Annotated in this window: 15 protein-coding genes and 1 rRNA gene; 13 read left to right on the forward strand and 3 right to left on the reverse strand. The window is 41.9% G+C overall.

Annotated features, from left to right (window positions below; genetic code table 11):
• Positions 1-147: 147 nt before the first annotated feature.
• Positions 148-258: ribosomal RNA gene (gene rrf / locus DXD68_RS21855) — 5S ribosomal RNA — on the forward strand.
• Between the two features lie 102 nt (positions 259-360).
• On the opposite strand, the gene DXD68_RS21860 is transcribed toward rrf, so the two are convergent.
• Both DXD68_RS21860 and DXD68_RS21865 read right to left on the reverse strand, forming a co-directional pair.
• Positions 361-681: a heavy metal-binding domain-containing protein gene (locus DXD68_RS21860; RefSeq protein ID WP_122363584.1), complete on the reverse strand. Its 321-nt coding sequence runs from the start codon at positions 679-681 to the stop codon at positions 361-363.
• Positions 682-824: 143 nt separating this feature from the next.
• A complete protein-coding gene (locus tag DXD68_RS21865; RefSeq protein WP_122363585.1) occupies positions 825-3,080 on the reverse strand; it encodes a GH92 family glycosyl hydrolase in 2,256 nt (751 codons plus the stop codon).
• A gap of 162 nt (positions 3,081-3,242) precedes the next feature.
• On the opposite strand from DXD68_RS21865, the gene DXD68_RS21870 reads away from it, so the two are divergent.
• From DXD68_RS21870 to DXD68_RS21890, 5 genes are read left to right on the forward strand one after another with little or no spacing between them, the layout of a single operon-like run.
• Entirely contained in the window at positions 3,243-3,497 is a 255-nt protein-coding gene (locus DXD68_RS21870) for a sigma factor (protein WP_122363586.1), read from the forward strand.
• Between the two features lie 19 nt (positions 3,498-3,516).
• Entirely contained in the window at positions 3,517-3,855 is a 339-nt protein-coding gene (locus tag DXD68_RS21875) for a hypothetical protein (protein WP_122363587.1), read from the forward strand.
• A gap of 34 nt (positions 3,856-3,889) precedes the next feature.
• The gene (locus tag DXD68_RS21880; protein ID WP_122363588.1) at positions 3,890-4,168 is read left to right on the forward strand and encodes a LysO family transporter; all 279 of its coding nucleotides are present in this window, start codon (positions 3,890-3,892) and stop codon (positions 4,166-4,168) included.
• The gene (locus DXD68_RS21885) at positions 4,165-4,791 is read left to right on the forward strand and encodes a lysine exporter LysO family protein (protein WP_122363589.1); all 627 of its coding nucleotides are present in this window, start codon (positions 4,165-4,167) and stop codon (positions 4,789-4,791) included. The genes DXD68_RS21880 and DXD68_RS21885 overlap by 4 nt, the downstream gene beginning before the upstream one ends.
• Before the next feature lie 36 nt (positions 4,792-4,827).
• Complete coding sequence (locus DXD68_RS21890; RefSeq protein ID WP_122363590.1) at positions 4,828-5,424, forward strand: hypothetical protein; 597 nt, start codon at positions 4,828-4,830, stop codon at positions 5,422-5,424.
• A 199-nt stretch (positions 5,425-5,623) separates the two neighbouring features.
• Here DXD68_RS21890 and DXD68_RS21895 read toward each other — a convergent pair whose 3' ends face one another.
• Positions 5,624-8,887, reverse strand: coding sequence for a S41 family peptidase (locus tag DXD68_RS21895; RefSeq protein WP_122363591.1), 3,264 nt, complete (start codon positions 8,885-8,887; stop codon positions 5,624-5,626).
• A 273-nt stretch (positions 8,888-9,160) separates the two neighbouring features.
• On the opposite strand from DXD68_RS21895, the gene DXD68_RS21900 reads away from it, so the two are divergent.
• From DXD68_RS21900 to DXD68_RS21930, 7 genes are all read left to right on the forward strand, one after another.
• On the forward strand, positions 9,161-9,826 hold the full coding sequence (locus tag DXD68_RS21900; protein WP_122363592.1) for an MIP family channel protein: 666 nt from the start codon (positions 9,161-9,163) through the stop codon (positions 9,824-9,826).
• Positions 9,827-10,063: 237 nt separating this feature from the next.
• The gene (locus DXD68_RS21905) at positions 10,064-13,303 is read left to right on the forward strand and encodes a S41 family peptidase (protein WP_122363593.1); all 3,240 of its coding nucleotides are present in this window, start codon (positions 10,064-10,066) and stop codon (positions 13,301-13,303) included.
• Between the two features lie 168 nt (positions 13,304-13,471).
• Positions 13,472-14,044, forward strand: coding sequence for an RNA polymerase sigma factor (locus DXD68_RS21910; protein WP_122363594.1), 573 nt, complete (start codon positions 13,472-13,474; stop codon positions 14,042-14,044).
• 85 nt (positions 14,045-14,129) lie between these two features.
• The gene (locus DXD68_RS21915; protein WP_122363595.1) at positions 14,130-15,143 is read left to right on the forward strand and encodes a FecR family protein; all 1,014 of its coding nucleotides are present in this window, start codon (positions 14,130-14,132) and stop codon (positions 15,141-15,143) included.
• Positions 15,144-15,301: 158 nt separating this feature from the next.
• Entirely contained in the window at positions 15,302-18,784 is a 3,483-nt protein-coding gene (locus tag DXD68_RS21920; RefSeq protein ID WP_410510738.1) for a TonB-dependent receptor, read from the forward strand.
• A gap of 13 nt (positions 18,785-18,797) precedes the next feature.
• A complete protein-coding gene (locus DXD68_RS21925) occupies positions 18,798-20,807 on the forward strand; it encodes a RagB/SusD family nutrient uptake outer membrane protein (protein ID WP_122363700.1) in 2,010 nt (669 codons plus the stop codon).
• A 68-nt stretch (positions 20,808-20,875) separates the two neighbouring features.
• Positions 20,876-24,130 carry a sugar-binding domain-containing protein gene (locus tag DXD68_RS21930; protein ID WP_158585920.1) on the forward strand — a complete coding sequence of 1,085 codons (3,255 nt, stop codon included), beginning with the start codon at positions 20,876-20,878 and terminating at the stop codon, positions 24,128-24,130.
• Positions 24,131-24,135 lie beyond the last annotated feature (5 nt).

Genomic DNA, 24,135 nt, shown 5'->3' on the forward strand with positions numbered 1-24,135 from the left:
AGCCCGAGACTTTCTTTTTCCGGAGAAAGGGTTGATATATCAGCAGGGGGAAAAGCAATTGCCAATTAGAAATTGACGATTCTTGAAGCTCTAAAAAGAAGTTACTCTTAGAGTAACGTTGTCCAAGTCAAACATCTTAAAAGAAATTAAGGTGGTTATAGCGTTGGGGATCCACCTCTTCCCATTCCGAACAGAGAAGTTAAGCCCAACCACGTCGATGGTACTGCGTAAAAGTGGGAGAGTAGATAGCCGCCGTTTTATTCAGGCGAAAGCTGAAAGACAGAAGGAGTCAGTTCAACAGAATTGACTCCTTTTCTATTTTATACAAATCCATTCTCTTCGTCCAAAACATCGATGCCTTTATTCGTAGCGCACGGCTGTTCCGGCTGCAGTGACCATCAACATACTTCCGCTGCCTCCAACTGTTTCATAGTCCAGATCTACTGCTATGACAGCATTGGCTCCCATACGAGCAGCATGCTCGCTCATTTCCTGTAAAGCGATATCTTTTGCTTCGCGTAATACACTTTCGTATGAACCGGCACGGCCACCTACAATATCGCGTATTCCTGCAAAGAAATCTTTGAATACATTTGCCCCGATGATTGTTTCACCGGATACAATTCCATAATATTGGGTGATCTTTTTCCCTTCGATGTTGTTTGTCGTTGTTAATAACATAGCTTTTTTATTTTATAGTCTGCAACAAATATATCTATTATATCGAATCAGTAATCAGATTTGGAACAAATAAAAACGGGCAGAGGTTCATTTATATAGAATCTTTGCCCGTCGTTTATCGGATACCTACCCGTTATCGTTTTTTACGGATGTGTGTTTGTCATTTCAAATACAAGTTTACCACCTTTAATGATATCCTTATGCGAGATAAACGGAGTATCCAGTACTTTGCCGTTCAGCAAAACTCTTTCTATATATTTGTTTTCAGGACTGTTGTTCTCCACCCGAATCTCAAATACTCCGCCTTTCACGCGAATTAAGGCATGATTTATCATCGGACGGCCCAATGTATAAACCGGAATACCCGGAGCAACCTGATAGAAACCTAATGCACTCATCACATACCATGCCGACATCTGTCCGCAATCTTCGTTGCCGATGATACCGTCCGGCTTGTTCGTATAGAATTCGCGCATGATATAATCCAGGCGTTCCTGTCCTTTCCAGGGTGAGTCCGTCCAGTTATACAAGTAAGCCATATGGTGGCTCGGTTCGTTACCATGAGCATACTGACCGATCAGACCTGTGATATCACCTGAAGCATGTTCACCATCCACCTGTGAAGATGTTGTGAATAGAGTATCCAAGCGTGTTTCCAATTCTTTCTTGCCTCCGATCGTAGCAATGAAATTATCCATATCGTGTGGTGCGAAGAAACTCCATTGGAAAGCATTACCTTCCGTATAATCACTTCTCATGTGAGCCGAGTAACGCGGATTAAACGGAGTACGGAAAGTTCCGTCACCCATAATCGGACGCATCATCTTCGTTTCCGGATCCAGATAACGTTTGTAGTATTCTCCTTTGGCAGCATAAGCCTGCGCCATAGAGTCCAATCCTGCTTTGGCTGCGATCTGTGAGATACACCAGTCTTCGTAAGCCATTTCTAATCCCCAGGATACAGATTCGGGAACGGAATCAGCCGGAACGAATCCATATTTTTCTTTATAATACGGATGACGGGTGATCAAATCGAGTTCACGTGTTCCTTTGAACTTTTCTGCCAGGTCTTCACGGTAAACGGAAGAACGTGCACCGGCTTCCGCCCATGTTTTCAGGTCACCGTCAGCCAGGTCTTTGCAAACCAGGTCAGCCAGAACGGATACGGCAGGATAGCCAACCATACAACCTGTATAGCTGGAAGCCAACGGCCATTTCGGTAGAATGCCTCCTTCTTTATATCCCTGTACCAATACTTTACCCCAGTCGGCTGCCAGATCCGGATTGATGATCGTCATTAACGGATGCAAAGCACGGAAGGTGTCCCACAAAGAGAATACGGAATAGTTCGTATAGCCCGGTTCTGCCTTATGTATCTTTTTATCCATACCTAGATAACGACCGTCTACGTCCTGATAGGCGAACGGAGCGATCATCGTATGATATAGAGCAGTGTAGAAATTTACCATAACGGTAGGATCAGCCTGAATTTCGATCGCATTCAGTGCGTTGTTCCATATCTCAGCCGATTTAATGCGGGTTGCTTCGAAATCCCATCCTGGAAGCTCTGCTTCGAGGTTCTTTTCTGCTCCTTCCGTATCTACCATTGAAAGTGCTACCTTTACGTATAAAGGTTCAGCCTTTTCTGGAAATTTGTAATGGAATTTCAGATCTTCGGCAGTATTGATACGCAGGAACAATGAATCCTGGCGCAATTTACCGTCGATGTATTGGTATATTGTTTCGATAGGTTCAGAGAAGGTGATCCGGTAAGAAACTGAATGGAAGTGTGCCCATCCCTGCGTGCGGACTGTTCCTTCTACCGTCGAATCGTTCACGAACAGGTAATTGTTATCTACCAGTTTATGCCCCCAGTTCGGTTGCAGGATATGTCCCAGGTCGAGCATTACGCGGCGATCTTTAGGGTTGTCGTAGGTATATTTATGGAAACCAACTTTATCAGTACTTGTTAATTCCACATTTACTCCGAAGTTATCCAAGCGTACGGCATAATAGCCCGGAGTTGCTTTCTCGGTATCTTTATTGAAAAGACCAACCGGCTTGATCGAGTCGGTACCGGAGAAAGGCAGTAATGCTACATCACCCAGATCGCCGATACCGGTACCTGAAAGGTGTGTATGGCTGAATCCATAGATTTCCCGGTCATCATAATGATAACCGCTACTGGCATCCCAACCCATGATATGGGTATCCGGACTAACCTGTACCATAGCAAACGGACGGGTAGCGCCGGGGAAAGTATGCCCGTGGAATCCGGTTCCAATGAACGGATCGACATACTTGATTTCATCACTTAATAAGCCACTGCCGGGGGCTGACTGGCAACCTGCCAGCAGACAGAGTACAGCTGCCTGTAGGAATAAGATCGTCTTTTTCACTTTTTATTGATTTAGTTTGATATTATGCGTATCTATTGTTAATTAGAACTGCTACAAATATAATGAAAAAGAACTATATAGCGCTGTTTTTCTTCTATCTGATAAAAAAAGTGACAGAAAACTGCAACCTTTTACCTGGCTCACTCGTCTAATATAACAGAGATGAGAACAGACGAATTCATAACAAGGATACTGCCGCTAAAAGACAACCTGTTGCGGGTTGCTTTCAGGATTACCGGAAATGCAGATCGTTCGGAGCAGATCGTTCAGGAGGTCATGCTGAAGATTTGGAACGAACGGGCCGCATGGATCGTAATAGAAGATCTTCCTTCTTATTGCTTGATGGTCACGCGTAACATGGCATTGGAAACGGTCAATTTAAAGAAGAAACGAACAGAAAGCTTCGTAGTCAGATAACATTGTTTAAACCGCGAATATGGATTATAACCGTATTACATTATTGTTGGACAAATACTGGGAGTGCGCTACCACTATTGAAGAAGAACGGGAATTGCGTCACTTTTTCTCGGCTGAAACATTGCCGCCGGAGTTACGCCCTTACCGTGCCTGGTTCATGTCTCCCGAAGCAGAGATCCTGCCACCGTTAGGGAAGGAATTTGACTTGAAAGTTCTCCAGCGGATCAGCAGGGAGAAGAAACGGCGGCATCTTCGTCTTTTCTATTCATTTACCACCTTGGTAAGTGTCATTATTATCCTGTTGCTGGTCTTGTTGCTGACATCTTCTTTTATGATAGAGAATAATTGCTGTGTTTGATATATTCTTACCTTTGCAGGAAATTTGAAAAATCATGTTCACGGTAATTGGAATCATGTTTGGTGGTATTGCTGTCGGATATCTTTTGCGGAAGGTGGAACTGCTGCAAAAGATTGGTAAGCCTATTTCTTATACAATCCTGCTCTTGCTGTTTCTGCTGGGTATCTCAGTAGGGGCAAATGATGCTATTGTCGATAATCTGACTACATTGGGAGGGCAGGCTTTTCTGATCGCTTTGGCGGGAACTTCCGGAAGTGTGCTGGCTGCCTGGGGCGTTTACCATTTCTTCTTTAAGGAAAGGAGGAATGAATGAGGGGGAGTCTGATCGTTGTCGCTTTCTTTGCACTCGGCTGTATCCTGGGATGGAGCGGATATCTGCCGGATGTGATCGTTGAAAATAATATAACTATGTATGTGCTTTACCTGCTGATGTTTCAGGTAGGGCTGAGTATCGGTAGCGATAAGAAACTGAAAGATATATTATGTAGTATCCGTCCGAAGTTATTGCTGGTACCTTTGGCAACTATTATCGGGACGCTGACGGCTTCCGCTTTGATCAGTCTGGTGATCACCAAATGGAGTGTGTTCGACTGCCTGGCTGTCGGTAGCGGATTTGCTTATTATTCGTTGTCGTCTATCCTGATAACGGAGTTGAAAGAAGCTTCACTGGGTGTACAGATGGCTACGGAACTAGGGACGATTGCGTTGATGGCTAATATTATCCGTGAGATTATGGCTTTGCTCGGTGCACCTTTGTTTGTCAAGTATTTCGGAAGACTGGCCCCTATCTGTGCCGGAGGGGCGACGACGATGGATACAACATTACCGATTATTACCCGTTATTCCGGAAAGGATCTGGTATTCGTTTCTATCTTCCACGGTATTCTGGTCGATTTTACGGTGCCGTTCTTTGTTTCTTTTTTCTGTTCAATGTGAATAGGATAGTCAATAAAAGATAATATAATAATCTGTATGAGAAACTTATTGATCGCTATATTGCTGTTTGTTTCGTTATGTGCTGCCGGACAGCCGGGACGAAGGCTGGATAAGCTGGGGGATAACGAAATGATCCCAGCCGGACAGGCTGCATTTTACGGCGATTTCATCCAACGCCTGAAAAAGTTTAAAAGTGGCGGTTATCCCCAGGATATCCGGATAATCAACATTGAGACGAACGAAGTATTTATTTTCAGGGTAAAGTCTACCTTTAAGACCTCCAAGGAAAATCCATTCTGTTACCTGATCGAGCCGGGAACGTATGCGATCCTGAATTATTGGTGGACGGAAAGCAAATGGTATGGCGGAAAATCTTATATGGAACCTATTTATAAAGGAGAAGACTCTATCCTGGAGACGGAACGGAAGATAAAGAACAAGGAACAACGCCCGGACGAACTAGTCCTGTTTAAATTTACCGTTGCCCCGAATACGCTGAACTATGTCGGTACCTGGCATTTCGAACAATCTCCCGTTTATTTTACCGATGATAAGGAACAGGCCGACGATCGGATGAAAGATAAATATAAAAAGTTAGACTTTTCATCTTCCCGCATAGCAATCCCCGATTAAAACAGCATTTATCATGAATAGAGTTTGTGTTGTTTGAGAGTAGAACATTATTGTTATGCTTTATTGAAACTCCTGGAATGAAAGCACGTCTGTTTTGTCTATCCGGTAATCTGACTATTTAATTGATATAAAAGAGCGGATCAAATCAGAGCCATAAAACAGGCTACTGACTTGATCCGCTTTTTTTATTGCTAGGTACTTATTTCTTTACCGTCTGCAACATCACTTTCACTGCTTCTTCCAGCTGATGGTCTTCACCCTTCAACTGCGACTCCGGTGTGTTGTAGATTTCGATATCCGGTTCCAGTTCATGGTTTTCCAGGTAATTACCTTGCATATCCTGAACACCCACCTGCGGAATACCGAATACGATAGACGGGTCGATCTGCGACTCCCACCAAACAGCAGTCATAGTTCCCGGTACCGGAGCACCGATCAGCTTACCGATCCCCAACGTTTTGTAAACCCAGGGGAAACCATGTGCATTCGAATAGTTATCTTCGCAAACCAGTACACACGACGGTTTCAACCATTTGTTGAACGGATCGCTACCGATATACTGTCCGCGTGGCATGAAACGCTGGTATTCTTTACCGCTCAACAATGTAGCCAGGTCGTCATGCAACCAGCCGCCACCATTATGACGGGTATCGACGATCACCGCTTCTTTGTTGCGGCAACGTCCAAGCAATTCAGAGTAAACTTCACGGAAACTTTCGCTGTTCATCCCTTTGACATGTACGTAGCCAATCTTTCCGCCGGAAAGTTCGTCTACTTTCTTACGGCAGTTCTCTACCCAGCGTTTGTACAGCAGGTTGGATTGTTCGCCGTAAGAGATTGGTTTAACCTGTTCTTCAAAACGTTCTTTCGTTGCCGGATTGTAAACCGACAATAAGACTTTCTTTCCGGCTTTACCGCTTAACAACGGATAAAAATCTTCCCCATTCTTGATCGGTTTCTCATTGATCTTCTCGATGATGCAACCCGGTTTAATCTTGGTATCTGCCAGGGTCAACGGACCTTTTGCAATGATCTCGGCAATCTTCAAACCGTCGCCGTTGTAGCTATTGTCATAGAATGCACCCAGGCAAGCCGTTGCCGGAGCAGAGGAAGACGGACGGAAACGGGCACCTGTATGCGAACCGTTCAATTCTCCCAATAGTTCGGATAACATTTCCTGGAAGTCGTAATTATTGTTGATATGCGGCAGATAGCGGGCATAGGCTTTCTTGTATCCATCCCAGTCGATGCCATGAAGCGTCGGATCGTAGAACTTGTCTTCTACCTGACGCCATACATGGTTGAATATATATTCGCGTTCTTGCGGCGGACGATAAGAGAATTCAGCCTTGAACGGGATATTCTTGGTTTTGCTGTCTTTGATCTCTACCTTTTTCAGCTGGCCACCCGATACGAGGAAGAGGTTTTCACCCTTCTTATCGGTAAACATTCTGCCTCCGCCGACTTCTTTGATCAATAACTTGGTCGTATTCTCTTTGAAGTTACGCTCCCACAGGTCATAACCTTTTTCAAAAGAAGCACAATAATAAAGTTTATCGCCTTTCGGTGTCAATACGGCATCACCCAGGTTCGATGAGTTGATTGTCAGACGGATGACACGGTCTTTGCGGTTTTCCAGGTCGAACTTCAATGGTTCTACCGGTTTGTCCTTGTCGTCTTTTTTGTCTTTATCATCTTTCTTTTTGTCATCTTTTTTCGCTTTGGACTCTTTTTTATCATCCTTTTTGTCCTCGTCCTTCTCTTTGTCTTCGTCGATCAGTGCGAGCTCTTCTTTGCTCAGGCGGAATTTATCGTATGCTTCGGCATCAAAGAACATGATATAAGTATCATCCTGTGCCCCCCAACTGCCATGACTGCGGTAACCTGCCCGGTCGGACGACCAGATCATTGCTTTTCCATCGAGTACCCATTTGGGGTTTCCGTCCGAATAACCGCTTTCCGTCAGGTTGGTAATATCTCCGCTACCGTCTGCTTTTACCAATGCGATGTCTTTGTTGTTCCATCCGCCGATTGCGATATATTCCACCAGGAACCATTTACTGTCGGGCGACCATTGATAGGTCTGGTCTCCGTCGCTGTATGAATAATTGTATTTGCCATCCAATACCGTGCGCACCTGTTTGCTTTTCAGGTTGATCACACGTAATGTCGTACGGTCTTCCAGGAAAGCCACCTCTTTACCGTCAGGCGAATAAGCCGGTTGGAAAGAAGTTTTGTCCGTTACTACGAGCGGTTCTTCTTTTATTTCCTGTGCATAAGTGAAATATTTGTCGTCTTTACGAGCCAGGCTGCTCTGATAGATACCCCATGTTTCCCCCCGTTCAGCCGAGTAAACCAGTGAACGACCGTCGGGACTGAAATCGATATTGCGTTCCTGCTGCGGTGTATCGGTGATTTGGCGGGTTGTTTCGTATTCAACGGAAGTAACATATACGTCGCCTCTTACGATAAAGGCTACTTCTTTTCCATTCGGAGAAACAGCAATGCTAGTCGCTCCGTTTGACATCAAGCGATGAATCAGATCGTTCTCTGTCTGGTCGGAGATGATATTTACTTTTACTTTTGACGGTTGTCCGCCTTCCTTAATTGTATATATTTCACCGTCATATCCGTAGCAAAGCATTCCGTTGTTGTCGGAAGTAAGGAAACGGACAGGGTGTGTCGTATGATTGGTTATCTGCTTACCGTTTTTACCGGTCAGGTCGTTCTTGAAGATATTGAAACTCCCTTTTTCTTCGCTTAGGTAGTAAAATGCCTTTCCGTCGGCTGTCCATACCGGATTACGGTCTTCACCGCGGAAAGTGGTGATCTTCTTGAAAGAACGGTCGTTGCCTAACGAACATAACCAGATGTCACGTGTGATGGAAGACTGGTGATGTTTGCGCCAGGGATCTTCATATCCTTTGAAATCATTATACAATAGCTGGCTTCCGTCTTTGCTGAGCGCTATATTTTCCATCGCCAATGACGAATATAAAGTCGGTCGTCCTCCGGTAGTATTGACCTGGTAGACCTGCGCAAACAGCGACGAAGGGAACTGGCTGTCCTTTACATCCTGTTGGATAGAGGCTGTGTAAAGAACATGCTCGTTGTCGCTGAATGTATCCGGGTATTCGTTGGCCGAATGGGTGGTCAGTTGAGTCGGTGCGCCTCCTTCTTTATTCATAATGAAGACGTCGAAGTTACCGTTACGGTCGGAAGCGAAAGCGATCCGCTTTCCGTCGGGCGACCAGACAGGGCGTGTGTCGTGGGCCTGGTGGGTTGTCAACTGGGTAGCTTTACCACCTGTAGCCGGTACGGTATAGATATCGCCTTTATAGGTGAATGCTATTGTTCCTCCGTCCGGGGAAATTGCCGGGTAACGCATCCATAACGGATCATTGTCGGCAAAAACGGACCCTGTCAATAAAAGGGCCGATGTTAAGATCAGTAATTTTTTCATGCGTTTATTAATTTCCGTAAAAGTACAAGATTATTTTTATACGAATGTCATATTTCCTAAAATCATGTATGAAAGGCTACGGCTTATGCAATTCAATGTGACCGGAAAACGTAGTCTCTGATTCCCTCTGTTATGTTCGAAAATAGTAACTAAAAAACCGAAACAAAGGATGATAAGTGTCTGTTTTATTAAATGAAGTATAGTCAATAAGGCGAGATAGTTAACAATTTATTCCTATACAAATACTATTTAAAAACAAATTTTTGATCACTAATGAAAAAGTATTTAGCAGAGATGATCGGGACGATGGTACTTGTCCTGATGGGTTGTGGTAGCGCAGTATTTGCGGGAGCCTCTCAACCTTTTTCAGCGGTTGGAACGCTGGGTGTAGCTTTTGCCTTCGGGCTGTCAGTTCTTGCAATGGTATACACGATCGGTAAGATTTCGGGATGTCATATCAATCCTGCCATCACACTGGGAATGTTGCTTTCTAAAAAGATTTCCGGAAAAGATGCGGGTATGTATATGATCTTCCAGGTGATCGGTGCGATCATCGGATCATCTATCCTTTATATACTGGCAAAAGACTCCGGTTCTACTACCACGCTTACCGGAGCCAACGGGTATCATGATCTCGTTCCGGCTTTTGTTGCCGAAACAGTATTTACATTTATCTTCCTGCTTGTTGTTTTAGGTTCCACATCCAAAGGAGCCAATACCAAGTTTGCCGGTATCGCTATCGGTCTGGCTTTGGTGTTGATCCATATTGTTTGTATCCCTATTACCGGAACATCGGTGAATCCGGCACGTAGTATCGGTCCGGCTTTGTTCCAGGGTGGTGAAGCTCTCTCACAATTATGGTTGTTCATCGTTGCACCTTTCCTGGGAGCCGCAATAGCTGCTTTGGTATGGAAAGGTATAGATACGGAAGAAGCATAATCCTTTGTTACTAAATTTATAACCGAAATCCCCGGGGAAATCACTGTCCTCCGGGGATTTTTTGTTTGACAAATTGATACTACTATGCCATGTAAATTGGATTACTATACTGGGTAAATGAAATTACCCGACCGGGTAATATTTTTTAACGTATCAATAAGTTTGTAGAAGTACGTGTATGAGTACAAATTGTCAGTCTCTTTTTCTACCTTTGCCCGTAGACTAAACTAATATAACATGAACAAGAAACTTATTCTTTCTTTGCTAGCCTTAGCAGGTATTCCCACCCTCTTGATGGCTGCGGACGATGCACGCCTGTTGCGCTTTCCGGCTACCAATGGCAGTGAGATCGTTTTCTCGTATGCCGGTGACCTGTATAAAGTTCCGGCTACCGGTGGAGAGGCCCAGCGCCTGACTTCGCATGTAGGGTATGAAATGTTCCCCCGTTTTTCTCCGGACGGCAAAACGATTGCATTCACCGGACAGTATGATGGTAACACAGAAGTGTATACGATCCCTTCTACGGGGGGAGAGCCTTTACGTGTCACTTATACGGCGACCAACAAGCGTGATGATCTCGGTGACCGTATGGGGCCTAACAACATTGTCATGAACTGGACTCCCGACGGAAGCCGTATCGTTTACCGTAATCGTATCAGCGATGGTTTCGACGGGAAATTATATACGGTGGATAAAGAAGGCGGTCTTTCCGAGGTGATTCCTTTGCCGGAAGGTGGTTTCTGCAGTTATTCACCGGATGGAAAACAACTGGCTTACAACCGTGTGATGCGTGAATTTCGTACCTGGAAATATTACAAAGGGGGAATGGCCGATGATATCTGGATTTATAATCCGGAAAAGAAATCGGTGGAAAATATTACGGACAATGTCGCCCAGGATATTATTCCGATGTGGATCGGTGATGAAATATTCTTCCTTTCGGACCGTGACCGTACGATGAATATCTTTGTTTACAATACAAAGACCCGGCAAACCAGTAAAGTGACCGATTTCACGGAATACGATGTGAAGTTCCCGAGTGCAAACGGTCATACGATCGTTTTCGAGAATGGCGGTTATCTTTATAAGATGGATGCGGCAGCCAAGAAGCCGGAAAAGGTGGAGGTAAAGCTGACATCCGATAATATCTATGCCCGTAGCGAGATAAAAGACGGCGCACAGTATCTGACTGAAGCCAGTATCTCTCCTGACGGCGAACGTGTTGTCGTAACAGCCCGCGGTGAAGTGTTCAACCTGCCGGTAGAGAAAGGCGTAACGAAGAATATCACCCGCTCTCCGGGGCAGCATGACCGAGAAGCACAATGGTCTCCAGACGGTAAAATGATCGTTTACATCTCTGACGGTACCGGTGAAACGGAACTTTATATGCAGGATGCAACAGGTGGCGAACCTGTTCAGCTGACAAAAGATAACGACACCTATATCCGTTCATTCGAGTGGAGTCCGGATTCAAAAACGGTCGTTTATACAGACCGTAAGAACCGTATCAACCTGCTGGATATAGCTACTAAGCAGGTAACGACCTTGCTGCAGGACCCGATGGCCGAGATCCGGGACGTAACCTATTCTCCCGACAGCAAATGGCTGACCTATTCCCGTCCGGGAACGAATGAGCACAGTATTATCTATGTTTACAACATTGCAGAGAAAAAAGAATATCCGGTAACGGATAAGTGGTATAATTCGGATTCACCTGTTTTCAGTCGTGACGGAAAATATCTCGTATTCTCTTCTGCCCGCGATTTTAATCCTACTTACGGTTCTCTGGAATGGAATCATGTATATAATAATATGGAGGGCGTTTACCTGGTATTGTTATCAAAGGATACTCCTTCTCCTTTCTTGGAAAAAGATGCCGAAGTGGCTGTAGTAAAAGAGGATAAAGCGAAAAAGGAAGAACCGAAGAAAGACGGAAAGAAAGAAACTGCATCCGAAAGTCCGGTTGTGAAGATCGATATGGATGGTATTTCTGATCGTATTATCCAGCTCCCGCTGGCAGGTTCCCGTTACGGAAACTTCTATGCTGATGGTAATAAAGTTTACTATTTCGGCAGGGGCGGTACGAAGGTATACGATCTCGAAAAGCAAAAAGAAGAAAGTGTAGCTGACGGTGCATCTATGTCCGTAGCTCCCGGCAGCAAAAAAGCATTGTTCTACAAAGGAGGAGAGATCTATGTGACCGATATTCCTTCGGGTAAGGCTGATCTGAGCGAAGCTGTGAATCTTTCGAACATGAAGATTACGACTGATTATCCGAAAGAATGGGCACAGATATTCGATGAGGCATGGCGTGCTTTCCGTGACGGCTTCTATGTGGAAAATATGCATGGAGTGGATTGGAAGGCTATTAAGAAGAAATATGAAGTCCTTTTGCCGTACGTAAAAACACGTTTGGATTTGAATTATGTGATCGGTGAGATGATCGGCGAACTGAACTGCGGTCATGCTTATGTGAATCCGGGTGAATTGGATCGTCCGGACTGTGTGCAGACCGGTCTGCTGGGAGCAGAGATTTCACGTGATAAGAGTGGTTTCTTCCGTCTGGAAAAGATATTGCCGGGTGCTTCCTGGAGCAAGGATTTGCGTTCTCCGCTGACTGAGCCGGGTATCGAAGCCAAAGCCGGTGAGTTTATCGTGGCTATCGATGGCGTTCCGACCAACAGTGTGAAGGATATGTTCTCTTTGTTAGTAGGGAAAGCCGGTGTGCCTACCGAACTTTCATTGAACAGTAAACCCCAGCTGGCTGGTGCACGTAAGATTGTGATCAGCCCGCTTGCCGAGGAATATTCTTTGTATCACTACAACTGGGTGCAGGATAACATCAAGAAAGTGGATAAGGCGACTAACGGGCGTGTTGGATATATCTATATCCCGGATATGGGCGTGGATGGTCTGAATGAGTTCTCCCGTTATTTCTATCCGCAACTGGATAAAGAAGGTCTGATCATCGACGACCGTGCCAATGGTGGCGGTAACGTCTCTCCGATGATCCTTGAACGTCTTTCCCGCGAACCATATCGTCTGACGATGCGCCGCGGCTCCAACCATATTGGAACTGTTCCCGATGCAGTACAGGTGGGCCCGAAAGTTTGCCTTATCAACAAGTATTCTGCTTCGGACGGTGACTTGTTCCCGTGGGGGTTCCGTGCCCTGGGCTTAGGAAAACTGATCGGAACCCGTACCTGGGGTGGTATCGTCGGTATCAGTGGTCCGCTGCCTTACATGGACGGAACCGATATCCGTGTACCGTTCTTCACCAGCTATGATCCGAAGACCGGTCAGTGGATCATCGAAAACCACGGTGTCGACCCGGATATCCTGATCGATAACGATCCGATCAAGGAGTGGAACGGCGAAGACCAGCAACTGAACAAGGCGATCGAAGAGGTTATGAAAGATCTTCAGAATCGTAAGCCGTTGGCTCCGGTTCCGGCACCGAGGGATTTCAGTAAGTGATGTTGAAGTAAAATATGGAAGAAAGGATATCTTGCACAGGTATCCTTTTTTCATTTACATACTTAAATTACTTTTTAACAGACAGAAGTATGCAATAAATTGATTTGTCGATAAATGAAGTTTATTATTTTATATATTTGTGACCATTAATATGGAAATAGGGAAAGAATGCTGCAGGAAAGGAGATTATTAAAAGAGTTAACCGAAGGATCAGAGTTTAGTTTTAACGCTCTGTACAATCTTTGGGCCTCTAGACTATACCATTTTGCATTCTCATATTTGAAATCAGATAGTGCGGCGAAAGATGTGGTACAGGAAACATTTGTAAAAATCTGGACTAATAGGGAAAATATAAATCCGGATTCATCTTTTAAAGCTTATTTATTTACTATTTCCTATCATTTTTTATTGAAAGAACTTCGCCGTCAGTTGAATCATCCACAGATGGAGAATTTTCTGGAGATCAAAAAGGAACTTGTTTCAGCAGAAAATATAGAAGCTAAATATGATTTTGATCTTTTTTTGAAAGAACTGGAAGTTGCCAAGCAGAAACTGACACCTCGACAAAGAGAAATATTTGTTTTGAATAAGGAATATAATCTTTCCGTTACAGAAATCGCTTCCCGACTATCAATAACAGAACAAGTGGTACGTAACCAACTTTCTGCCGCCTTGAAGTTACTACGTAGTGAATTGTCAAATTACTCTTATTTGTTTATACTATTTACAATTCATTTTTGAAAATATGTTTTATAGCATATAAAAATCAATGTTATAAATTCAGAGTTTAGGGATATAACTCATAAACAAAAGAAATTCTTGGCTTATGAGTGCATCAATAAATAAGAAACTGAAAGACTGGTTTACGAAATATCAGGCTGAACAAATCAGCCGGGAGGAGTTTCGTGAATTGAGGCAAGAGGTCAATAACTATACAGATGAAGAACTTTTTCCTGTTTTATTGGACAGTTGGAATAATTCATTGAATAATAAAACTTTATCACCGGAGGATGCGCAGGATCTATTACTTCGTATTCGCAGGGATATAGCAACATCTCCGGCTCCGGAAAAGAAAATAAGAAAGTTATCTTGGCGACAGATCGCAGCAACCATTGCATTGTTTATAATGAGCAGTTTATCTTTATATTTATATGTAGATAACCGGAATATAACCTTGTTGGCTGATCGAAAAATGGAAGTGAAAGTAGGAAAAGGCGAACGTGTCTCAATCACGTTACCGGATGGAACAGCCGTAAAACTTAATTCTGAATCGATACTTTCTTATAAACAAGATTTTGGTAAAAAAGATCGTCGGGTCTCTCTCTCTGGTGAGGGGTACTTTAAAGTGCAAAAAGATACACAAAAGAGGTTTGTGGTTAATACAGAGTTCATTGATATAGAGGTGACAGGAACTTCATTTAATGTATATGCCTATTCAAATAAGGATATGATGGAAATGGCCTTGGTGCAGGGCAGTGTAACTGTATCTTCGGTTCATCCTCCTTTTGAAAAAATAAATGTTGTTCCGAATGAGAAAGTCATTTATGATAAGAAAACAGGGAAAATGAAAAAAATCACATCTTCGAATATATTGGAAACGGCTTGGGTAAGTAAAGAGTTGGTGTTCAGATCGGAGCCCCTGGAAGAGGTATTGAAAAGAGTAGGACGTAAATATGGAGTCTCCTTTGATGTAATAGATTCTTCTTTTATAAAGGATACTTATACTGGTGTGTTTGATAAAGAAGAAATCGAAGATGTGATGAATATCCTGAAAATTCATTATGGATTTGATTATAAAATAAAAGGCAATGGAATTCAAATTTTTGCGAACCGGAAATAGAGTATTAATCTAAAAAAGAAAAATGATGGAAACATAGGAGGAAAAAAGATATCCGGAAAGCGGGCAGGCTCTCCGGATAGAACGTCGAATTCAGTTCGAAAAGCTATGCGATAACATAGCTGTATAAATAACTAAAAGTCAACTTTAAATTTTTTATTATGAATGTTATTCAAAACATGTTTAAGTTAAAGCGTAAAAGTACAAAATTTTGTAGAATCAATTTGTTTATTGTACTATGTTTTATCTTTTTAACTACCGTGTCTGCTTATGCACAAACCGGTAGTGTTAATCTGGAGCTCAAAAATGTGACATTGGCACATTTTCTTCAAGAAATAGAAAAGCAATCGACTTATCGCTTTTCTTATAAAGACGCAGATCTGGCAAAAAAAGAACCAGTAACCATTTCTGCAAAGAATCAGTTAATTAAAAGTTTATTAACGGATATTCTGTCTAAGCGTAATTTAGAATACCAGGTTTCCGGTAATAAGATTCTGATAACGGCCGCCTCTGCACAGTATAAAAAATCGAATGTAAAAAGGATGATAAGTGGAGTTGTTGTGGATGAAAAGGGAGAGCCTGTTATTGGTGCTAACGTCTCGGAAAAAGGAACAACTAATGGAACTATAACAGATGTGGACGGTCAGTTCTCTTTGGAAGTAGGAAATAATAGTAATCTGTTGATATCATATATTGGTTATAGTGGTCAGGAATTGTCTATAAAAGGAAGAGAAATATTTAATATTACATTGAAAGAGGATTCTCAGGCCTTGGATGAGGTTGTTGTTGTTGGGTATGGTACACAAAAGAAAGTTAATTTAACGGGTTCCGTAAGCACAGTTGGTTCTGAAACCCTAGAAAGCAGGCCAGTTATGACTGCTTCCCAAGCACTGCAGGGGGTAGTACCGGGATTACAAATAACACAAAATTCTGGTAGTATGGATAAAACTGCCAGTATTAATATTCGTGGTATTGCAACGATCGGCGAAGGTTCTGATGGAAATCCGTTGATATTAATCGATGGTATGGAGGGAGACCTCAATTCCATTAATCCGCAGGATATAGAAAATATATCTGTGTTGAAAGATGCTGCAGCCTCTTCTATTTATGGTTCCCGTGCACCGTTTGGAGTCATTCTAGTTACAACGAAAAGAGGGCGTACCGGAAAACCGACCTTGAATTATAATAATAGTTTTCGTTGGAGTTCGCCTGTTTTGTTACCGGAATCTCCTGATTCCTATACATTTGCTTTGTTTATGAATGACGGAAATATTAATGGTGGGATGACTCCCTTTTTTACTGAAGAGCATTTACAGCGGATATTAGATTATCAAAGTGGGAAAATAACGGAGTCGATTATACCTAATCCAAGTAATCCGTCCAAATGGGGAGATGGCTACCTGTATGGGAATGATAATGTAGATTGGTTCAGATCTATTTTCCGGACAAACGTTTTTTCGCAGGAACATAATTTCAGTATCAACGGAGGTACAGAAGATTTTAATTATTATGTTTCTGCCAACTATCTGGATCAAAACGGTATGATGCAGTTTAATCAAGATACTTATGATCGTTTTGCCAGTACGGTAAAAGTGAATATAAAAGTGACAGATTGGTTGAAATTTAATTATAGTAGCCGTTTTATCCGTGAAGATTACGGACGTCCCAGTGATTTGACGGATAATTTATATTATTATCTGATAATCCGTGGGTGGCCGACATTACCGTTGTATGATCCTAATGGTTATCTTTATGATTCTCCAACTCCGGCATTAGGTTTGCGGGATGGTGGGCGCGATAGAAAGAAAACAGATAACTTGTACCAGCAAGGACAACTTGTCATTGAACCAGTCAAGGATTGGAGAACATTTGTTGATTTTAATTATCGTATAGAAAACCAGGCGCGTAACTGGGATTATCAAAAAACATATAACCATGATGTAGAAGGTAATCCATATCCATATCGGAACAGTTCTCATGTGTATGAAGGTCATAATACAAGTAACTATATGAATATAAATGCTTATACGGAATATAGTAAACAACTTGAATCGGGACATAATTTTAAAGGGATGGTTGGTTTTCAAGCTGAACTGATGAAATATAAATCAATTTCATTACAACGTGAAGGTATAATCGTCCCTTCACTTCCTTCGGTAGATATCACTTCTGGTACAGACGCTTATGGAAAAGAGGTGACTCCTTCTGTTTCCGGAAATCTGTCAGACTGGGCTACTGCCGGTTTTTTTGGCCGTTTGAATTATGATTATGAAGGTCGGTATCTGGCAGAAGTCAATCTGCGTTACGATGGTACATCACGTTTCAGGTCAGATAAACGTTGGAATATGTTTCCTTCTTTTTCTTTAGGATGGAATATAGCACGTGAAGAGTTTTGGAAACCTTGGGAAGATATGGTCGGAACATTAAAGTTGAGAGCTTCTTATGGAGAACTTGGAAATCAAAACACAAAAAGTTGGTATCCGACTTATCAGACAATGTCTGTGAGTGCTTCTAGTGGCAGTTGGTTGATGAGTGGTGCAAAACCCAATACGGCATATGCACCAGGTTTGGTAAGTTCATTGATGACATGGGAGCGGATAAAAACATGGGATATTGGTCTTGATTTTGGAGCTTTAGGGAATCGTTTGACAGGATCATTTGATTATTACCAGCGTCAAACATTGGATATGGTTGGACCAGCACCGGAATTACCGGTTATATTAGGAACCAGTGTCCCCAAAATGAACAATACAGACTTGAAGACGTACGGCTTTGATTTGTCTGTTGCTTGGAATGACCGGTTGCAGAACGGATTGGGTTACGGTGTAAAATTTATATTATCCGATTCGCAGACTGAGATTACTCGTTATCCTAATCAGACGGGGCGATTGGATACATATCGTGAAGGTATGAAATATGGAGAAATATGGGGATATACCACTGTTGGGATCGCAAAGACACAGGAAGAAATGGATGCTCATCTGGCATCTTTACCTAATGGAGGACAGGATGCGATCGGCAGTCGTTGGGAAGCTGGTGATTTAATGTTTGCGGATATTAATGGAGATGGAAAAATAGATAATGGGGCGAATACGATCGATGATCATGGTGATCTGAAGATCATTGGGAATTCAACTCCTCGCTTCCAGTTTGGTTTGGATATTTCTGCTGATTATAAAGGATTTGATTTCCGAGCATTTTTCCAGGGGGTAATGAAACGTAAGTATTTCCAAAACAGTTGGTTTTTTTGGGGATCAGGAAGTGGTGTATATGGTTCTTCCTGTCAAATACCTCATTTGGATTATTTCCGTAATGATGAAAACCATCCGTTGGGATTAAATATGAACTCATATTTCCCGCGTCCGGACTTTAGTGATGAGAAAAATCATCAGGTACAGACCGGTTATTTGCAGAATGCAGCTTATATCCGTTTGAAAAATGTCCAATTGGGATATACTTTGCCTGAATCTCTAACCCGGAAGTTTGCTGTATCCAGATTAAGACTTTTTGTTTCGGGGGAAAATCTTTGGACAGGAGCTTCACTGTTTGATAACTTTGATCCGGAAACGATAGATGGAGGCTCACAAGGGAATGTTTACCCTTTGTCAAAAGTTATTTCTTGTGGTTTAAGTGTAAACTTTTAATTAGATGCATATTATGAAAATGACAAATAATATAATTAAGAATTTTGCAGGTTTAGTTTTAGTCGGTTTATTAACCGGATGTAATGATTTTCTGGATCGTTCCCCACAATCGGAAATTACGCCCGATGTGTATTTGACGGAAGAGTCACAGTTGGCAGCGTATAGTAACGGAATGTATCCGGATGTGTTGCCGTCACACAGTGATGCTAGCTTTGGAACTTTTGGCTTGGATGTGAATACTGATAATATGGCGGGTAAGTCTTATAATAACCGTTTTGTTCCCGGACAATGGAAGGTTTCGCAAACCGGAGGAGATTGGTCTTTTGATAATATATATCGTTGTAATTATTTTATGACGGAAGTGTTGGCTAAATGGAATAATGGAGAACTTTCTGGTAATGAAGAGAATATCAAGCACTATATTGGTGAAATGTATTTTTTACGTGCTTATGAATACTTCAAAAAGTTACAAAGTGTAGGTGATTTTCCTATAGTGCGTACCGTTTTTCCTGATCAGAAGGAGCCTCTGGTTGAGGCTAGCAAACGAGCTCCGCGTAATGAGGTGGCACGTTTTATCATTTCTGATTTGGATTCCGCTATCGTTTTATTAAAAGAAGAAGCTCCCGACGGGCATAAAAACCGTATATCCCGAGCTTGTGCCCAGTTGGTAAAATCGAGAGTTGCTCTATTTGAAGGAACCTGGTTGAAATATTTCAAGGGAACGGCTTTTGTTCCTAACGGTGAAGGTTGGCCCGGTAAAGCAAAAGATTATAATAGTAATTATGAATATCCATCAGGAAATATAGATAAGGAGATTGACTATTTTCTGACTCAGGCCATGGACGCATCGAAGGCTGTTGCCGAATCAATCACGCTGGTTGAGAATAACGGTGTTTTGAGGCAGACCGTTAATGATCCGGTAAATCCTTACTTTGATATGTTTGGAGCAGAAGATATGTCGGGATTCGATGAGGTTTTGTTATGGAGACAATATGATAAAGGGCTAGGAATTATGCATGCGGTGGTACAGTTTGCATCTAGAGGAAATGCTGGAGTTGGATTGACTCGCGGCATGGTTAATTCTTTTCTGATGGAAGATGGTATGCCTATTTATGCATCGAACAACTATGCTGGCGATGATTATATTGAAGATGTACGTAAAAATAGAGATGGTCGTTTATGGTTGTTCCTGAAACAGCCGGGACAAATAAACCTGCTTTATCCTTCTAGTGAAGGAACGCATGGAGCCATGATCGAACCGGTACCAGAAGTAACTAATGCGGATGCGGGCTGGGGATATTCGACCGGATACACTATTTCTAAAGGCTTGAATTACGATCAGAAGCATTGTGGAAACTTTAAATCTTATACGGGTAGCATAACTCTTCGCGGTGTAGAAGCCCATCTGAATTATATGGAAGCCTCTTATGAAAAGTTAGGTTACCTGGATGATACCGCTAAACGTTATTGGGTGGCTATCCGCGAAAGAGCGAAAGTCTCTACGGACTTTACCAAAACGATCTCAGCGACCAATATGTCGGAAGAAGCTAAAGGTGACTGGGGAGCATATTCTGCCGGTCGGTTGATTGATCCTATCTTGTATAATATTCGCCGTGAACGTCGTTGTGAACTGATGGGAGAAGCTCTTCGCTATATGGACTTGAAACGATGGAGAGCAATGGACCAGTTGATGACATCTCCTTATCATATCGAAGGGTTTAAATTGTGGGGACCAATGCAGGATTGGTATAAGGATAACAATGGTAACTCTATCTTAGTATATGGCTTGGATAATTCTTCAGCGAATGTTTCCTCTCCGGAGATAAGTAAATATTTACGACCTTATGAAATGTCTTCCAAATCATTGGTCTTAAATGGATATGGCTGGGCAATGGCTCACTATTTGTCACCGATTGCCATTCAGCATTTTATGATTACGTCTGATAATAATGAGGTTGAACAATCTCCTATTTATCAGAATCCAGGATGGCCTATGACGGCAAATACAGGTGCCGAGTATTAATTGAAAAGAGTGTGTTCCGAGTTGACTATGATATCTTTAGGGACACACTTTTCTTAAATAAAAGAATAATGAAAAGAGATAAGATATACTTTTTACTCCTGTTTTTCTTGTGTGGAGTTATCCCTTTATGTGCCCAGGATAAAATCTCATTGGAGGGAGAGTGGTTTTTTAAAGTAGATTCAACGAATGTAGGTGAACAACAGCATTGGGAAACTAGTATGTTCTCTCAAAAAATAAGTCTACCTGGTTCTACTGACGAATGGGGTATAGGAAACGAGTATCCTTTATTCAAATCAATTTTAGGTACGAATAATCTGGAAGGATATCCTGTCGATGCCGACTTTGGCATGTTGACCCGTAAGCATAAATATTTGGGAAAGGCCTGGTATCAGAAAAAGTTTATTATACCGGAAGATTCAAAGGATAAAAAATATACCTTGTTTTTAGAACGGGTCATGTGGAAAAGTAAAGTCTGGATTGATGGGAATCCAGTTGATAGCCCAGTTGATTTCTTAAGTACGCCTCATGTATATACAATCGGAAGCCTGGCTCCGGGAGAACATTTGATAACAATTCAGGTTGACAACGGCCAGATTCATCCAATCGGAACATTAGGACATGCTTATTGTCCGCACATGCAGTCTCAATGGAACGGGATTGTTGGAGAAATCTGTTTGCTGGAAACCCCTCGTATCTCTATTGAACACATTGCTGTTTTTTCTTCTTTTAAGGATAAAACAGTAAAGACCCGGTTAGAATTGTCTAATGATGATCGAAAGAAAAAAGTGACGATTCATCTGACAGTTAAAGAAAAATCAACAGGAAAGACTGTTGCAGCTGAAAAATTGAAGCCGGTTATTGAAGTTGGCTCTTCAATAATAGATCACATTTTTACAATCGATGGTTCTTTATTACCTTGGGATGAATTTACTCCAGAATTGTATCAATTGGAAGTTTCATTGGATTATTCCGGTCAGAAACAAGTAAGTGCGACGGATTTTGGTTTCCGTGACTTGGGAATTATAGACAAACATTTTACCATTAACGGACGTAAATTTATTTACAGAAACAGCCATGAAGGTATGTTTTTTGCTAAGATCGGTTATCCTGCAACAGATGTCGATTATTGGAAAAAAATATGGAAGTTATATAAAGATCATGGTTTTAATGCCGTTCGTTTCCATTCATCATGTCCTCCGGAAGCAGCTTTTATTGCTGCAGATGAAATAGGTTTGTATATGCAGGTCGAATTTTTCTGGATAGACGGCTGGATGGGGTACAAAGATCTGATAGGAGGGAATAATGAGGCATTGAATGATTTTGTACTTCGTGAGTTTCAACAGGCTATTAAGATATATGGAAACCATCCTTCTATGATGCTGGTCTCATTTGGTAATGAGTTGGGGGGAGATTTTGAACAGATGGGAAAATGGATAGCAGAAGTAAAAAAGGATGATCCGAGACATTATTATGCGGCAGGTATCGCTCATAATATAACTAGTGCAGATGATTATGTAGAATATGGAGGAAAAAATCAAGCTCATAATTATGAAGGAACGGATTGGGATTACACGCATAATTATACCATTCCGAAAACTCATAATTATGACGCCACTTATCAAAGAAAAGATTTGCCGGAGTTTACTCATGAAGCTGGACAGTATATTGTCCATCCATTATGGAGTGAAATTGATAAATATGACGGTGTGTTTATTCCCAAAAACCTGGAATATTTCAAAAAACGGGCTGAAGAGAATGGTCTTGTAAATCTGGATGCCGAACTTCAGCGTGCTTCCGGCAATATAAATAAAATGTTATATAAAGCAGAGATAGAAGCAACATTGCGAACTCCAGCCAGTGCCGGCTATAGTTTGTTAAGTATGGTCGATTATCCCGGTCAGGGAGAAGCGTTGGTGGGTTGGGTGAATCCTTTTTATGAAAATAAAAATTTCATGACTGCTGAGGAGTTTCGTTTATTCGGTACACATACGGTTCCTTTATTACGGTTCTCCAAATATGTTTGGGAGGAAGGAGAAAGATTTATAGGAAAGATTGAGGTTTCTAATTACGGAAAAGAGACATTAAAAGGAGCGCAAGTACATTATGTTTTGAAAGATGGTGATAAAATACTGGAAAACGGAACTCTACCAAGTAAAGATATGAAACAGGGCTGCATTACTTTTATAGGTGAATTTTCTCATTTGTTGAAAGCTGGAGAATATGGAAGCCAATTAACAATTTCTTTGGACATTGTCGGAACAGAATATAAAAATAGTTGGAATATCTGGGTTTTCCCTTCTGCTTCTAAAGAAGAAGTCTCTGAAGATATTTTATTTACAACGTCTTTATCTGAAGCATTGAAAAGATTGAAGCAAGGGGGTAAGGTTTTATTGCAGGCAGATCAGCTGGGAAGTGTGAAGAATAGAATATATGCTGCGTTTAATCCGGTATTTTGGTCAGCAACTTGGTTTGTCGGTCAGAATACGGATGTCAGTGGTGCTTTTATCCGGGCTGATCATGCTGCATTAAGCAAATTCCCTACATCCGATGTGATGGATTGGCAATGGAAAGATGTTTGTGAAGGCGCTAGAGGTTTTGTGTTGAATGAGTTACCTAAAAGTTATTATCCAATCGTTCAGCCAGTAAACGATTTTCATCATGGAAACAAGTTGGGGACGATTTTTGAATTGAAAACAAAAGAAGGAGGAAAGTTGCTGGTTTGTGGTTATAATATAACAGATAATTTGGATCATCGCCTGGCGGCCAGACAGCTGCGGGCTAGTTTAATGCAATATGTGTCTTCTTCTGCCTTTGCCCCTGAACAGCTTGTGGAAAGAGAATGGTTGGAACAGAAGTTAACCGATATACAATCTGTTTTCAAAGAAGAAAGTAATACGCAAAATGCGTTGTTGTATGTTAAAGCCGGAGCTTCTTATACTGATTTGGGTTCAACAGAATGGAAGCCGGAACTGGATATGGCAATGAAAGAAGAAGGTTTTGATTACCGTGTTGTTTGTGACGGAATTTGGCAGGATAATAACGGCTCTTTCTGGTATGGTAAAAAGATATCGATTGAGATTGATGTCAAATATCCGCAATTGATGAATCTAAAGTTATATTTCTATGACTCGAAAAAACAATCTCGGCGCGGTACAATCAAATGTGAGGATATGCCGGAAGTGGTTTTAAAAGAACATGCAAAAGACTTTTTTGTAACTATTCCGGTAACGAGAGAAAATTGTCTGGATGGGAAGATTGTTGTAGATATTGAATGTACCTCTGGTCCTAACTTGATGATTGATAAAGTGATTCTTATTCCGTGATAATT

It is taken from the genome of Parabacteroides sp. TM07-1AC (assembly GCF_003480915.1).
Classification (GTDB): Bacteria; Bacteroidota; Bacteroidia; order Bacteroidales; family Tannerellaceae; genus Parabacteroides; species Parabacteroides chongii.